Below are 13,871 nucleotides of genomic sequence, written 5' to 3'. Positions count from 1 at the left end.
GGCGAGAGTACGAGGGAAGACTTAGCTGAGCCTGAGGGGCGCACAGGCCCGGTTCAGTCGAGCGGCAGGACGATCCGGCGGTCATCCTGCCACCCGCTGTGGGCGCCGGTTTCAGGTGGATCGTGGCATGCGCAGGGAGACGCACAGCCCGGTCTTCGAGGCGCTGTCCGTGTAGTCCAGTTCGAGGGTCGCACCGGCCCGGCTGGCGATCGTCCTGACGATGGACAAGCCCAGGCCAGAGCCGATCTCATCGCTGCCCGGCACCCGGTAGAATGCGTCGAAAACCCGCTCGCGCTCGGCGTCGGGGATGCCTGGCCCGGTGTCCCTGACCTGCAGGACCACCGCCTCACCCTCGGGCAGCACGCGAAGATCGACCCGGCCGCCGACGGGGGTGTAACGCACCGCGTTGTCGGCCAGGTTCTTGATCAGGGTCTGCAGGTCGAATTCGTTCATCACGATCTCGCAGTCGGCGCCGTCCACGCCGAGGTCGATCTGCTTCTTCTCGGCCACCGGCAGGAGATCCTCCAGCACGGCGCGGTAGACCTTGTGCACCGAAATCGGCGCGTGCGCCGTGGTGGTGGACGATTGCGCACTCGCCATGGCCAACAACTGGTCGACCAGCTTCCGGCCGCGGTCGATGCCCTGTCTCAGCTTGCCCAGCCGCTCCCTGGCCAGCTCGGACATCTCCGTGGCCGACAGGCGCTCCGCCTGCAGCGACAGCGCGGTCAGCGGCGAGCGCAGCTCGTGGGCCGCGTCGGCGACGAAGCGGCGCTGGGACTCCATGGACTTGCCGACGCGTGCAAGCAGACGATTGATCGCCAGGGCAAAGGAGCGGACTTCGGTGGGCAGGTGACGAACGTCGATGGGCGCCATGTCCTGCTCATCGCGCTGATCGATCTCGGCGGAAAGCGTCGCGATGGGGCGGAACAGTTTGCGGATCAGGTCGGCCACCACAAGCAGCAGGACAGGAATCAGGATCACGAAGGGAATCACGCCGCGTCGTGCGCTTTCGCGAGCATCGCGGTCACGGCTCTCGGTCTCCTGGGCAATGGCGACGCGCTGTCCGGCCATGGTGGTCCTGACCAGCACGCGAAACTCCTCGCCGCCGACGCTGACCGTCGAGAATCCATCCGGCAGGCTGCTCGGAAGCGGCAGCGGCAGACTGCTGTCATTCGCCGCGGGGGCGATGGCGCTGTCGGCGAGGTACTGCACGACGACCCGTGTTTCCTCGTTGTCGCCAGCAATCGCCGGGGTATGGGTGGGGTAGTGCGGCGTCATCTGCTGACGCTCGACGAGCGCGGCGACCTGTTTCAGGGTGTTGTCCTGCATCTCCAGCGCTTCCTGATAGCCCGCCACGAAGGCGAACACGCTCGCCAGCAGGGCGACGATCAGGATGGTCACCGACAGCGCCAGGGAAAGGCGGAATTGCACGGACTCCTTCATTCGCCTTTGGAAACCATCCATCCCATTCCCCTTACGTTCCGGATGACCTGGGCCCCGAGTTTCTTGCGCAGCGAGTGGATCAGGAACTCGATGGCGTTGCTTTCGACTTCATGGCCCCAGCCGTAGATGCGGTCTTCGAGATCGCTGCGCGAGAGAATCGCGCCGGGGCGAATCAGCAGCGCCTGGAGCAGGCTGAACTCGCGGTTGGACAGCTGCACATCCCGGGCCTCCGCGCTGCTCGCCAGCTTTGCCACCGGGTCCAGCGAGACCACGCCATTGCCGAGCATGGGCGAGGCGGTCCCGCCCTTGCGGCGCATCACCGCGCGCATGCGTGCGAGCAATTCGGCCATCTCGAATGGCTTGAGCAGGTAATCGTCAGCGCCGCCGTCCAGTCCCCTAAGTCGGTCCTCGAGGCTGTCCCGCGCCGTGATGATGACCAGCGGGACGGGGTTGTCCTGCGAACGGATGCTTTCCAGTACGCCCAGCCCATCGCGCCCGGGCAGGCCGAGATCGAGCAGGACCTGGTCATAGGCCTGGGTGCTGAGGGCCGACAGCGCCGTCAGGCCGTTGGTTACCCAGTCGACCGCGTAGCCGGCGTCCTTGAGTGCGCCCTCGACGGCGTCGCCAATCATGGTGTCGTCCTCGACCAGCAGTATTCGCATGTTCCGACCTCGGGCTCCTGAATGCGCAATGCACGGCAACCACCATGGCTGCCGTGCAGGGAAGATACCTTGAGACGATAGCCCTGGAAGGGAAGGGCCTGTCGAGAATTACGCGGGGTGCTGGCCCTGGAGCATGTCGAAGGTCTTCATCAGGTCGTCCATGGCGGCCTTGCAGGCCGCCTGCTGCGGGCTGCTGTCGCGAAGGGCGTCGAGCGCGCGGTCGATGGCCTTATCGAGGGCGTGCCAATCGCTGACGGCGCGGGGCTTGATCCCGGCTTCTGCGCTGTCCCAGGCGAGTTCGAGGTCCTTGATGCGGGCCTTGCCTTTCTCCAGCTCGTTCTTGTCCACCAGGGCGGTGACGTCGGCAGCGATGCTGCGGAACTCCGACAGGTCGCCGAGCTGGGTCGCCTGGCGTTGACCGGCGTTGGCCTGCTGGCTCGCGGCGGTCCTGGGTTCATCGTGCTTGCTGCAGCCGGCCGCCAGGCCAAGCAGGGCGATGGCCGAGGCCAGTGCGACCTTGCAGACGATTTTCTTGAAATAGGTCATGGAGGGTTCCTTGAACAGGTAAGCGTTATTGGGGGATGCGTTTGCCGTTGTTGACGCCGAGCTGGGCGACGGCGACCAGAATCAGGATCACGCAGAGGAAGATGGCGCTGGTCCAGGTGGCCCCCATGCCGAGGCCGCCGTAGGTCTTGGCCTGGGTGAGCAGGTCGCCGAGCGAGGCGCCGAAGGGGCGGGTCAGAATGTAGGCGGTCCAGAAGCCCAGGATGACGTTGGCGCCGAGCTTCCAGGCGGCGAAGGTTCCGGCGAGGAGGGCGCCGAAGAGCAGGGTGCCCACGGTGAAGCCCATGCTCAGCGCTTCGGTCGCCAGGTCTCCGGCGGCGGTGCCCAGGGCGAAGGTGCAGAGCACGGTTGTCCAATAGAACAGCTCACGGCGCGGGGTCACGATTTCCTTGATCGACAGGTTGCGCTCGATGGCGTACCAGACGCCGAAGTTGATCGCCAGCAGACCGGAGAATACGGCGGTACTGAGATACAGGCTGACATCGAGCACGTCGGTGAGGATGTCGGTCAGCTGAGTGCCAAGGATGCTCACCACGACGACCGTCAGCCAGTAGATCCACGGTGTGTAGGCGCGAGTGCGCAATTGCAGGGTCAGCGCGATGGCGAGGAGAGCGGCCATCGCGACGGTCGTGATGCCCAGGCCGAGGCCGGCATCCACGGCGAGGAAGTCGGCAAAGGTTTCGCCGACGGTCGTGGACATGATCTTGATGACCCAGAAGGCCAGCGTGACCTCCGGGACCTTGTTGAGCCAATAGGCTTTCGTGCTGGAATTCATGGGAAGCGTCTCTTCGGCGGCGCGTCAGTTGGCGTGAAAGAGAGCCTACGGGGCGAAACTTAGCTGAGACTGAGGCCGCAGACGGATCGCGCCGGTATTACCGGCGCTCTCGGTGCTCGTTGCGCAGCTGGCCCAGACGATCCGCGGCGAAGGAGTGCGCGGCGCCACTGACGAGAATATGCACGCGGGTGCCCGGTTCCGGGCAGTCCATCGCCGGCACCCTGACCGGGATCGTCAACTCGTCTTCGGACAGCGGTGCCTCCAACTGGACCATCACCGTGCACTTGTCGCCACCGAAATCATTGCCCACCACCACGCCATAGCAACCGTCGGTGCTGTTCGGGATTATCGTGCTACGGCTCAGGTGGAGCTGCTCCGGGCGCAGGAGGATCTGCGCATGGCCGTTGAGCGCGCTGTCACCCGCGATCACATTGCCCAGTGCGCAACGTGCCCAGCCGTTCTGCACATGGGCGCGGAACACCAGGGCATCCCCCAGGAATGCGGCCGTTTCCTCGTCGACGGGGCGCAGGTAAAGGTCTTTCGGCGCGCCGGCCTGGACCAGGCGCCCCTGGCGAATGACCGCTAACTGGTCGCCAAACGACAGCGCTTCTTCCTGGTCGTGCGTCACCAGGATGGCGGTGACGCCGGCGTCGCTCAGGACCTTCGACACCGCCTTGCGCATGGACACGCGCAGCCCACTGTCCAGGGCGGAGAAGGGCTCGTCGAGCAACATCAGTTTCGGGCTCTGCGCCAATGCCCTGGCCAGCGCGACGCGCTGCTGCTGTCCGCCGGAGAGCTCGTGGGGCCAGCGCGTGGCCATGGCTGCGCTCAGCGAAACCATGTCCAGCAGCTCATGAATGCGCTTTTCGCGATTCTCCATGCCCTTGGGCAGCCCGAAGCCGATGTTTTCCGCCACCGACAGGTGCGGGAACAGTGCGCCGTCCTGCGGGACATACCCGATGACGCGCCGGTGGGCCGGGACGAAGGTGCTGCCGCCGGCCAGCGTCACGCCATCGAGCGTGATCGTCCCCAGGTCGGGCACCTCGAAGCCTGCAATCAGGCGCAGGAGGGTGGTCTTGCCCGAGCCGGACGGCCCGACGATCGCCGCCCGGCCGCCGCTGGCCACGGACAGACTGAAGTTCTCGATTGCTGCATAGGTGCCGAAGAACCGGGAGACGGACTTCAGTTCGAGAGTACTCATCGACCTGCTACTCGCTTGGATTGGTGGTAGAGGATCCCGGTCAAGGGGAGGGAGAGGAGGATCATCAGCAGCGCATAGGGCGCTGCCGCGGCGTAGTCGATCTCGCTGGTTTTCGCCCAGAAGGCGGTGGCCAGCGTCGAGGTGCCGCTCGGCGACAGGAGCAGCGTCGCGGTGAGCTCGTTGACGATGGCCAGGAACACCAGCGCGACGCCCGCCGCAGCACCCGGCGCGGCGAAGCGAATGGTGACGCCCCACAGCGCCTGCATCGGCGTGCGGCCGAGGCTGCGGGCGATGTTCTCCAGTTCGACCGGCGCCTGGGCAAGCCCCGCACGCAGGCTGACCAGTGCGCGCGGCAGGAACATCAGCACATAGGCCAGCAGCACGGTGAAGACCGTCTGGTACAGCGGCCGGGCGAAGCGGATCGTGACGCTGACCAGCGCCAGCGCGATGACAATGCCTGGCAGCGCACTGGCCACGTAATTGCTGCCTTCGAGCAGGCGCTGGAGGCGGCTCGGCGCTCTGACGGAAATCCAGGCGATCGGTACGGCGGCGACGGTGGTGAGCAGCGCTCCGCCGGCGCCCAGCAGCAGGGTCTGGCCCAGGCAGTTCAGTAGCTCATGCGAGCTCCAGACGGCGATGCCGCCCGCCTTGAGCCACTTGCCCAGGGTGAACAGGGGAACCCCCAGCGCGGCAGCGGTGAAGGCGGCGCACAGAATCAGAATCAGCGCCGCGGATCTCCCGCTCAGTCGGTACTGCCGGGGCGCTCGCGGGCTACCAGCGCCTATGCGTGCATAACGTGCAGAGCCCCGTGTGGATGACTCCAGGCTCAGCATCATCAGGCAGCCCAGGGCCAGAACTCCGGCCAGCATGTTCGCCGAAGGGCCACTGAAGGAGGACTGGAACTGGTCGAAGATGGCGGTGGTGAAAGTGTCGAAACGGATCAGCGCGAACAGGCCGTATTCCGCGAGCAGGTGCAGGCCGACGAGCAGCGAACCGCCCCAGATCGCAACGCGCAGCTGTGGCAGCACGACGCGCAGGAACACCTTGAGCGGTTTGTCCCCCAGGGATTCGGCGACATCTTCCAGCACCGGATCGAGCCGCCGCAGCGTGGCGGCGGCAGGCAGGTAGATGAACGGCGAGTAGGCGATCACCGAGACCAGCACCGCAGGAAACAGCCCGTGGATCGAGGGCGCCAGACTGATCCACGCATAGCTGTGAACGAAGGCGGGGATGGCCAGCGGAGCCACCACCAGGAGAGACAGCAGGCGTCTGCCCGGGAGAGTAGTGCGCTCGGTCAGCCAGGCCATCGCGATGCCATGGAACACGCACAGCGGCACGGTCAGCACGACGAGCAGGACGGTGTTGTAGAACAACTCCGCTACCCGCGGGCGGAACACCAGCTTGGAGATCAGCGGCATGCCGGCCTGGAAGCCCGCCGTCGCCACGAAGACCAGCGGCAGCAACGCGAAGGCCGACACCAGCAGCGCTGCTGCCAACACCCAGACCTGGCCAGAGCCGTTGCGCCAGCGCCGCAGCGACGTCCTGCCTGTGGCGCGACGCAGGTGCGTGTCGGGCTCGAACTGTTGTGCCGTCACTTAGAGCAGGCCCGCCTGGATCATCAGATCCACGACCTTCTTGCTGTCCAGTCGCGATGCGTCGATGACGGGTGCATCCAGCTGATCCAGTGGGACCAGCTTCGGGTTCGATGCCGCGCCATCGCCCACGGCGTATTCGAAGGAACTGCCGTCCCGGAGAATGGCCTGGCCTTTCGGGCCGGTGATCCATTTCAGGAAGGCCTGCGCCTCGCGGGCGTGCTTGCTCGATGCCAGAACGCCGCCGCCGGACAGACTGATGAACGCACCGGGATCCTTGTGCTTGAAGTAGTGCAGGGCGGTGTTGTTGCTGTTCTCGCCGGTCTTGGCCTGGTCGCCGAAGAAGTAGTAGTGGTAGATCACGCCGGAGTCGATCTGTCCCGCGTTCACGGCTTTGAGTACGGCGTTGTTGCCACGGTAGTTGCGGGCGCCGGCTTTCAGGGCGTCGAGCCAGTCGAGCGTGGCGGCCTCGCCCTTGAGCTCCAGCAGGGCACCGACGATGGCCTGGAAGTCAGCGCCGGCCGGAGAGGCGGACCATCGACCGATCCACTGCGGCTCGGCCAGTTCGAGCAGCGATTTGGGCAGCTCGGATTCCTTCAACCGATCCTTGTTGTAGACAAAGACCGTGGAGCGGGCAGCGATGCCGACCCAGTGGCCTTCGGCTGTCCTGAAGGGTGCGGCGACCTGGGCGACGGTATCCGGATCGACCGGGGCGAAAAGTCCGGCGTGATCGACGAGCATCATCGCGGGGGAATTTTCGGTCAGGAAGACGTCGGCCGGCGAATGCTGGCCCTCCTGGACGATCTGGTTGCCCAGTTCGATGTCGTCGCCCTTGCGCAGGGTGACCTTGATCCCGGTATCGCGGGTGAAACCCTCGCTCCAGGCCTTGGTCAGCGACTCGTGCTGGGCGTCATAGACCACGATCCCGTCGTCATCCGAGCCTGCCCAGGATGTACCGGCCCCCAGCAACGCAGCGCTTCCGACCGCAACCAGGATAACCAGCGAGGCTCCGCACAATTTCATCAAACGCCGCTCCAGTAAATGCATTCCATACGACGCACCGACCCATGCCTGGGTTGACGCGCCTTTCGAGACTGGCGGCGATATTGGCGCGGAGGCTGTTAAAAAATTGTCGTTCTCATTTGATCCGTGGGTGCTGATCGGTGTCGGCGACGGATTCGGTGATCGACCCGGGCCCTGAGACAGCACCGCCGACGCTCGGCACGGGCCCGATTCTTGGCGTGGTTCCAAGGCGTCATCCACCTTCTGCTCGGCGTCTTTCTCTGCCAGCACTCATCCCAGTGCCAGTCTTGCCGAATATCGTTTCCCTGGCGGAAATCAAAAACGCCGGCGAAAAGGCCAGCGTCGGCGCCAACGAAGCCAGTTGCGCGCAGTCAGGGATCCAATATGGCTGGGAACGTCTGCGTCTGATCGATCGCTGAGGCGGGTGAGAGGCAGTCACTTGCCTACAGCTGCTTTACAACGATTGATCCTTGAACTCATTGCGTAACCACGACAGAACGCGTTGCGCCGGTCGTGAGAGCTGGCCGCCGCGCTCAATCAGATTGAAGGCTCGCGTGGAGCTGACGCGATGGTCGGTCAGGCCCACCAGGCGTCCTTGTTCGATCAATGGGGTCACCAACGGTTCTATGCCGATGGCAACTCCATCTCCGCGCATGGCGCGTTCGTAAAGCAGCGCGGAGTCGATAGGACGGATGCGCACCTCCCCGTTATCGAGTTGATGCGCGTTCAGCCATTCCGCCCAGAATTCCGGGCGATGGTTCGGTCCCAATAGACGGTGGCGCAGAAGATCTGCGGCGCCAGCGATATCGCTGATGTGATCCGGACTCCAGACAGGGTAGAGATGAATTGCCAGCGCAGCGGTTGTGGGGGTGGCTGTTGCCGTCGAGAGGCGGATAACCGCGTCCAGGTTCTGGGCATCGAGATCTTCCAGAATCGCTGAGGTCTGGACGTCGACCTCAATATCGGGGTTCTCGCGTTCGAATCGGCTGAGCCGGGGAAGTAGCCAGCGTGTGGCGAAGGTAGGGACAGTCGAGAGCCGCACGATATGGTCATGCTCACCTCTGGCGTCATGGCTGGCATGCCGCAGTTCGGCAAGCGCAGGGGCAACTCGGGCCAGAAAGGCCTCGCCTGCCGGGGTGACGACCACGCCCCTCGGTACCCGGTCGAACAGGCGGACTTCCAGGTCGGACTCCAGTTGTGCGATACGCCGGCTCAGCGCCGGTACCGACATGGCAATTTCGTCACCCGCAGCCGCGAGGCTGCCAAGGCGGGCGACGGCCAGCGCCGCTTCCAGAGACCTGAGCGAGGGTAGCCGCATGCTGGGATCCTCCAATATCCATCGCTGAGCCTTTCACTTTCCGAAAGGCAGTTGTCGAGATCGCAATTGTTCTCCGCTGAAGGCGAACAGAGACTCCGGGAGATCGGGAACACGAATCTGCACGTGGAGGATAAGGCAATGTCAGACCCTAAAGCTCCCAGCTTCATCGTAGAAAACCTCGTCACCTCGCCAGGCCCGGAGCGGGGCGATGAACATTCCGACGGCGTCCAGCTCCATCGAGGTGTGGAAGTGCGCGGTGAAAATGGCGAGGAAGGGCCGAAGGCCTTCTACATCCATATCGAGGCGCGCCCGGGCAAGGAGGGGGCCGTTATCCAGATGCTGCGTGACATCTACGGATACGTGCTCGGCGAGCCTGCGACAGGGCCATGGTTTGGTATCCGGTACTCGGCAACCACCTTCGGCATTTTCGAGGCGTTCCCGAGTATTGCCGGGCGCGACGCGCATGTTGCCGGCGGTGGTGGAGACATTTTCCGCGACAGGTCCCGGATGAACGAGATTCTTGCGTATCCAGCCCAGGTGCATCGGGTCGATGTGCTGTTGGTCAAGGAACTGTTTGGCAGGTAGCTGTTTTTTCGCCTCATGAAGCCAGGACAGGAGAGATGTTTTGCTTAAACGCTCACCGCAGAAAAAGCGCCACACTGCATTCATCGCCGACACCACTGCGCTGATCCTCTTTTTCACCACCACCGGGGTCATCAATGAGCGGTTCCTTGCCGGCATGGCGTGGGACCAGGTGCTTCACGCCCGGCTCCTGGGAGCGGTGCTGATGGTTCCCGTTGCGAGGCCTTATGGCTTGTGGCGGGATTGGGTGATGAAGCGCGCCACCGAGCGGCGGATGTCCAGGCTGCTTTGGGACAGTCTTGCTCTGCTGAGTTTCCAGGTGCCGATCTACGCCGTGATCATCGCCAGTAGCGGCGCATCGGGAGATGGCCTGGTGCGCGGCACGCTCGGTGCGGCCGTGATGATGCTCGTTCTGGGCCGCCCCTATGGCGCATTTCTCAATTGGGTGCGCAAGCTTTTTGGACTGCCGGCCGGCGGGGAGAAACCCATGTCGCTGAACAGTTGAATGGTCGCCATCAACCGCACTGGCAATCGCCCAGGCGCCTGAGGAAAGACAATGATGAAAGCAGCCTATTACCGCAGACAGGGGCGTGCCCGGGATGTGCTGGAGGTTGGCGAGGTCGCTGAACCCGTCCCAGGTGTGGGCGAAGTGCGGGTGCGCATTGCCGTCTCGGGGCTTAATCCGAGCGACATCAAGGCGCGCACGGGCTTCTCGGCATCAATGCCCTACCCACGGGTTATCCCCCACCAGGATGGTGCGGGTGTGATTGATCGTGTTGGTCCCGGTGTGTCAGCCCAGCGCATAGGGCAACGCGTGTGGGTCTATGAAGCTCAGCAAGGTAGCCCGAATGGCACGGCCGCAGAGTATGTGGTGGTGCCCAACCATAAGGCAGTCGAGTTGTCAGCGGGCATCCGCATGGACGTGGGGGCTACCCTGGGCATCGCAGCGCTCACTGCGCATCGTTGCCTGCTCGCCGATGGGCGTATTCGGGGCAAGCGGGTGCTCGTCCATGGCGGTGCGGGCGCCGTGGGAAGCGCCGCAATCCAGCTGGCGAAGTGGTCAGGCGCCTGGGTGGCCACAACGGTCTCAAACGCCGCACAAGCGGCCGTGGCACGTGCTGCTGGCGCGGATCTGATCATCGATCGGCACCGCGAGAGCACCGTGGACATGGTTAAGGGGGCGACGGATGGCGAGGGCGTTGATCGAATTGTGGACGTGGACCTGACGGCTAATGCTGCCACCAGCCTGGCTTGTTCGTCGGCCGGTGCAGTGGTCAGTGCCTATGCGCTCCGGCGCGCCACCGATGCCGTATCCGTTCCGATGCTCGAGGCGATGAAAAAAGGCATCGTCTATCGCTTCGTGTACATCTACAGCGTGCCACTGTCGGACAAGTTGATGGCTATTCGCGACATCACGCAGTGCCTGAGCGAGGGAGCCTACAGGCCGGAAATCGGCATGAAGGTCCGCCTGGACCAGATTGTCGACGCCCATGATGCAATGGAGTCCTCCGCCCTGATCGGCAAAATCCTCGTCGAGGTCTCGAGCGAAATACTGTGAGGCCTCGTTCGCTGATTCAGAGCGGCGAGTCACGCTTGCAAGGTTGGCATTGGCAAATGGACTCAATCCTCGTCGCTCCCGATTCCAGTATTCAACCCCGTGGACGCGAAGAGGTCAGCCCTGTTGGCGCCCACTTCAGGCCTATTTGGAGGGGTGTGCCTTGACGAGGTCCTGCGCCATTTCCAGGTGCTGCTGGAGCACTGGCAGGGTTTCCTGGGCAAATTTCTTGATGTCCGCATCGGCAGCATTGTTCGCGGCGTCGGTGAAGACCTTCAGCGCTTCCTCGTGAGCGCCGACCTGGTTGTTGGCATAGGCTGCGTCGAACGATTCCTCGCGTACGTCAAGCACCTTGGCTTTTGCCTGGCTGGTCAGGCTGGCGCTGTCGGCGAGCTTCAACTGATGCTTGGCGGCGAGCTCCTTCAGCGTGGCATTGGCCTTTTCGTGATCATCGATGATGTGTTGTGCGAAGGTCTTCACGTCGGAAGACTGACTCTTCTTCAGCGCCAGTTTTGCTGCATCGATCTCCGCCATGCCGGCGGCGGAGGCTTCGCTGACGAAGTGCTGGTCCTGTGCGGACTTTTGTTCTGCCATCAACGGGGCGGAGGCGAAGACGAGGGCGCACAGTAGTCCGTTTCGCAGATGGGTTGTCAGGTTCATGGTGATTCCTCTTGTCAGATGAGCCCCGCGAGCAGGGGCATGTCCGGATGACGGGGCTGGCCGCGGAGCGTTCAGTGCTGGGGATGAACGGTTGCGAACGAATGGGGCCCTGCGAAGCGAAGCTCGGGACCATCAGCAGATACAGAGGGCAGCAGGCGTGGTGCAGCTGGGCGCTCTGGGTGCAGGCCGAGCAAATATATGAACTCTCAGAGGCAGGCCTGTCCCATCAGATAGATCGAGGCGCGACTGTTCTGTCATGTCGCGCGCTGATTCGAATCCTGATGAGGAGGAAACCACCGTGGCCAAACCCACCGAAAAGAAGAGCCGATTGGCGGGCACCGAGACGATCGATCGGGGCAACACCAATGAAAAACTGGAAGACCTTGAACGCTACCGTGAAGACGCCACTGGCGAGGCGCTGACCACCAATACCAATGTGCGCATCGCTGACAACCAGAACAGCCTGCGCGCCGGCGACCGCGGACCGTCACTGCTGGAAGACTTCATCCTGCGGGAGAAGATCACCCACTTCGACCACGAGCGGATTCCCGAGCGTATCGTCCATGCTCGCGGTGCGGCGGCCCATGGGTTCTTCGAGTCGTACGAGGACTGGAGCTCGCTGACCAAGGCATCGTTCCTGGGCAAGGCCGGCAAGCAGACGCCGGTGTTTGTGCGCTTCTCCACCGTACAGGGCCCGCGCGGCTCGGCGGACACCGTGCGCGATGTGCGCGGTTTCGCGGTGAAGTTCTACACCGACGAGGGCAACTACGACCTGGTGGGCAACAACATGCCGGTGTTCTTCATCCAGGACGCCATCAAGTTTCCCGACTTCGTCCATGCAGTGAAGCCGGAGCCCCATAACGAGATCCCTACCGGCGCGTCGGCCCACGACACCTTCTGGGACTTCGTCTCGCTCACCCCGGAATCCGCGCACATGGTCACGTGGGCCATGTCGGACCGCGCCATTCCTCTCTCGCTTCGGCACATGCAGGGCTTTGGCGTGCACACCTTCCGCCTGATCAATGCCGCCGGCGACAGCTCGCTGGTGAAGTTCCATTGGCGGCCTAGCTCCGGCGTCTGTTCGCTGGTCTGGGACGAGGCGCAAAAGCTGGCCGGCAAGGACCCGGATATCCATCGCCGCAAGCTGTGGGAAGACATCGAGAGCGGCGACTACCCCGAATGGGAGCTGGGTGTGCAGGTCATTCCCGAGGCCGATGCCGACAAGTTCGACTTCGACCTGCTCGATCCCACCAAACTCGTGCCCGAGGAACTGGTGCCGGTGAAGCTGCTCGGGCGCATGGTGCTCAACCGCAACCCGGACAACTTCTTCGCCGAGACCGAGCAGGCCGCCTTCCACCCCGGCCACATCGTGCCTGGCATCGACTTCAGCAACGACCCGCTGCTCCAGGGTCGACTGTTTTCCTACACCGATACCCAACTGCTGCGCCTGGGCGGGCCGAACTTCAACCAGATCCCGATCAACCAGCCGTTGTGTCCGTTCCACAACAATCAGCGCGATGGCCTGCACCAGCACATGGTGCACAAAGGACGCGCGGCCTACGAGCCGAACTCCATTGATGACGGCTGGCCGAAGGAAACCCCACCGGCCGCGCGTCAGGGCGGGTTCACCAGCTACCACGAACCCATGACCGGCACCAAGGTGCGGGTGCGTGCGGACTCCTTCGCGGATCATTTCACCCAGGCGGCGCTCTTCTATCGCAGCTTGAGCGAGGCGGAGCAGGGCCATGTGGCGTCGGCCTATGCCTTCGAGCTGTCGAAGGTGGAGCGCATGGCCATCCGCGAACGCGAGGTGAACGAAATCCTCGCCAATATCTGCCCCGGACTCGCGCAGAAGGTAGCTGGCCAGATCGGTGTGAAGGTCACCCACACGCCGGGCAAGGTGCCGCAGCCCACGCCTTCGCCTGCGCTCAGCCAGGTCAATCTCCTGGCAGGCGATATCCGCTCGCGCAAGGTAGCGATCCTGATTGCCGATGGCGTCAACGAGAGCGATGTGAGCGATCTGCGTGACGCACTGAAGAAGGCCGGTGCCAGCGCCAAGCTGATCGGGCCCAGCGCTTCGCCGGTGAAGACCGCAGGCGGCACGGAACTGGTCCCCGATGCGAGCTGGGACGGCTTGCCCTCAGTGGCCTTCGACGCGGTGTTCGTCCCGGGTGGGGCAACATCGGTGCAGACCATGGGCGGAGATGGCCGTGCGCTGCACTACCTGCTGGAAGCCTACAAGCACCTGAAGCCCCTGGCCTTCGCAGGCGATGCACAGGCGCTGCCGGGACAACTCGGTCTTCCGGTCGATGAGGGGGTGGTACAGGGCGGCTCTGCCGGCGATGTGTTCGGCGCGTTGGAGTCCGCGCTGAAGCAGCATCGCATCTGGGCGCGCGAGGCGCAGGTCGGGAAGATTCCGGCCTGACAGGCCCGGGAGAGGAGCCTGCCTCCGGCTCCTCTCCCGGGATGTACCCGCTACCAGTAAGGACGGTGTCC

The 13,871-nt window shown here is 63.9% G+C and carries 14 protein-coding genes; 5 read left to right on the top strand and 9 right to left on the bottom strand.

Annotation, left to right across the window (positions count from 1 at the left end; translation table 11 throughout):
* Positions 1–111: 111 nt before the first annotated feature.
* The 7 genes from AC1ZV1_RS16065 to AC1ZV1_RS16035 form a co-directional block, all read right to left on the bottom strand.
* Positions 112–1,464, bottom strand: coding sequence for an ATP-binding protein (locus AC1ZV1_RS16065; protein ID WP_484292572.1), 1,353 nt, complete (start codon positions 1,462–1,464; stop codon positions 112–114).
* Entirely contained in the window at positions 1,440–2,105 is a 666-nt protein-coding gene (locus AC1ZV1_RS16060) for a response regulator transcription factor (protein WP_484292571.1), read from the bottom strand. The genes AC1ZV1_RS16065 and AC1ZV1_RS16060 overlap by 25 nt, the downstream gene beginning before the upstream one ends.
* A 108-nt stretch (positions 2,106–2,213) precedes the next feature.
* A complete protein-coding gene (locus AC1ZV1_RS16055) occupies positions 2,214–2,651 on the bottom strand; it encodes a hypothetical protein (protein ID WP_484292570.1) in 438 nt (145 codons plus the stop codon).
* Between the two features lie 25 nt (positions 2,652–2,676).
* The gene (locus tag AC1ZV1_RS16050) at positions 2,677–3,444 is read right to left on the bottom strand and encodes a COG4705 family protein (RefSeq protein WP_484292569.1); all 768 of its coding nucleotides are present in this window, start codon (positions 3,442–3,444) and stop codon (positions 2,677–2,679) included.
* Between the two features lie 97 nt (positions 3,445–3,541).
* Positions 3,542–4,645 carry an ABC transporter ATP-binding protein gene (locus AC1ZV1_RS16045; protein ID WP_484292568.1) on the bottom strand — a complete coding sequence of 368 codons (1,104 nt, stop codon included), beginning with the start codon at positions 4,643–4,645 and terminating at the stop codon, positions 3,542–3,544.
* Positions 4,642–6,180 carry an ABC transporter permease gene (locus AC1ZV1_RS16040; RefSeq protein WP_484297577.1) on the bottom strand — a complete coding sequence of 513 codons (1,539 nt, stop codon included), beginning with the start codon at positions 6,178–6,180 and terminating at the stop codon, positions 4,642–4,644. Before AC1ZV1_RS16040 ends, AC1ZV1_RS16045 begins: the two co-directional genes overlap by 4 nt.
* 60 nt (positions 6,181–6,240) lie before the next feature.
* Positions 6,241–7,260 carry an iron ABC transporter substrate-binding protein gene (locus AC1ZV1_RS16035; protein WP_484292567.1) on the bottom strand — a complete coding sequence of 340 codons (1,020 nt, stop codon included), beginning with the start codon at positions 7,258–7,260 and terminating at the stop codon, positions 6,241–6,243.
* 287 nt (positions 7,261–7,547) lie between these two features.
* Between AC1ZV1_RS16035 and AC1ZV1_RS16030 the strand changes: the two genes are divergently transcribed.
* Positions 7,548–7,679: a hypothetical protein gene (locus AC1ZV1_RS16030; protein WP_484292566.1), complete on the top strand. Its 132-nt coding sequence runs from the start codon at positions 7,548–7,550 to the stop codon at positions 7,677–7,679.
* Between the two features lie 35 nt (positions 7,680–7,714).
* On the opposite strand, the gene AC1ZV1_RS16025 is transcribed toward AC1ZV1_RS16030, so the two are convergent.
* Positions 7,715–8,578 carry a LysR substrate-binding domain-containing protein gene (locus AC1ZV1_RS16025; protein WP_484292565.1) on the bottom strand — a complete coding sequence of 288 codons (864 nt, stop codon included), beginning with the start codon at positions 8,576–8,578 and terminating at the stop codon, positions 7,715–7,717.
* A gap of 138 nt (positions 8,579–8,716) precedes the next feature.
* On the opposite strand from AC1ZV1_RS16025, the gene AC1ZV1_RS16020 reads away from it, so the two are divergent.
* The 3 genes from AC1ZV1_RS16020 to AC1ZV1_RS16010 are packed head-to-tail and all read left to right on the top strand — an operon-like array spanning position 8,717 to position 10,718.
* Entirely contained in the window at positions 8,717–9,163 is a 447-nt protein-coding gene (locus AC1ZV1_RS16020; protein ID WP_484292564.1) for a putative quinol monooxygenase, read from the top strand.
* 40 nt (positions 9,164–9,203) lie between these two features.
* Positions 9,204–9,665 carry an L-alanine exporter AlaE gene (alaE, locus tag AC1ZV1_RS16015; protein WP_484292563.1) on the top strand — a complete coding sequence of 154 codons (462 nt, stop codon included), beginning with the start codon at positions 9,204–9,206 and terminating at the stop codon, positions 9,663–9,665.
* Between the two features lie 51 nt (positions 9,666–9,716).
* A complete protein-coding gene (locus tag AC1ZV1_RS16010) occupies positions 9,717–10,718 on the top strand; it encodes an NADPH:quinone reductase (protein ID WP_484292562.1) in 1,002 nt (333 codons plus the stop codon).
* A gap of 141 nt (positions 10,719–10,859) precedes the next feature.
* On the opposite strand, the gene AC1ZV1_RS16005 is transcribed toward AC1ZV1_RS16010, so the two are convergent.
* Positions 10,860–11,375, bottom strand: coding sequence for a DUF4142 domain-containing protein (locus AC1ZV1_RS16005; RefSeq protein WP_484292561.1), 516 nt, complete (start codon positions 11,373–11,375; stop codon positions 10,860–10,862).
* A 298-nt stretch (positions 11,376–11,673) separates the two neighbouring features.
* Here AC1ZV1_RS16005 and katE point away from each other — a divergent pair, with 298 nt between their 5' ends.
* Positions 11,674–13,800 carry a catalase HPII gene (gene katE / locus AC1ZV1_RS16000; protein WP_484292560.1) on the top strand — a complete coding sequence of 709 codons (2,127 nt, stop codon included), beginning with the start codon at positions 11,674–11,676 and terminating at the stop codon, positions 13,798–13,800.
* Positions 13,801–13,871 lie beyond the last annotated feature (71 nt).

The sequence above is a fragment of the Pseudomonas sp. BB438 genome, from assembly GCF_057180225.1.
Note: the sequence above shows the minus strand (reverse complement) of the source record. Positions and strands in the feature narration are given on the sequence as shown.

Coding starts and splice junctions, on each gene's coding strand:
- AC1ZV1_RS16005 (WP_484292561.1), bottom strand. CDS start 11,375: ATGAACCTGACAACCCATCTGCGAAACGGACTACTGTGCGCCCTCGTC.
- AC1ZV1_RS16060 (WP_484292571.1), bottom strand. CDS start 2,105: ATGCGAATACTGCTGGTCGAGGACGACACCATGATTGGCGACGCCGTC.
- AC1ZV1_RS16055 (WP_484292570.1), bottom strand. CDS start 2,651: ATGACCTATTTCAAGAAAATCGTCTGCAAGGTCGCACTGGCCTCGGCC.
- AC1ZV1_RS16045 (WP_484292568.1), bottom strand. CDS start 4,645: ATGAGTACTCTCGAACTGAAGTCCGTCTCCCGGTTCTTCGGCACCTAT.
- AC1ZV1_RS16065 (WP_484292572.1), bottom strand. CDS start 1,464: ATGGATGGTTTCCAAAGGCGAATGAAGGAGTCCGTGCAATTCCGCCTT.
- AC1ZV1_RS16010 (WP_484292562.1), top strand. CDS start 9,717: ATGATGAAAGCAGCCTATTACCGCAGACAGGGGCGTGCCCGGGATGTG.
- AC1ZV1_RS16035 (WP_484292567.1), bottom strand. CDS start 7,260: ATGAAATTGTGCGGAGCCTCGCTGGTTATCCTGGTTGCGGTCGGAAGC.
- AC1ZV1_RS16020 (WP_484292564.1), top strand. CDS start 8,717: ATGTCAGACCCTAAAGCTCCCAGCTTCATCGTAGAAAACCTCGTCACC.
- AC1ZV1_RS16025 (WP_484292565.1), bottom strand. CDS start 8,578: ATGCGGCTACCCTCGCTCAGGTCTCTGGAAGCGGCGCTGGCCGTCGCC.
- AC1ZV1_RS16050 (WP_484292569.1), bottom strand. CDS start 3,444: ATGAATTCCAGCACGAAAGCCTATTGGCTCAACAAGGTCCCGGAGGTC.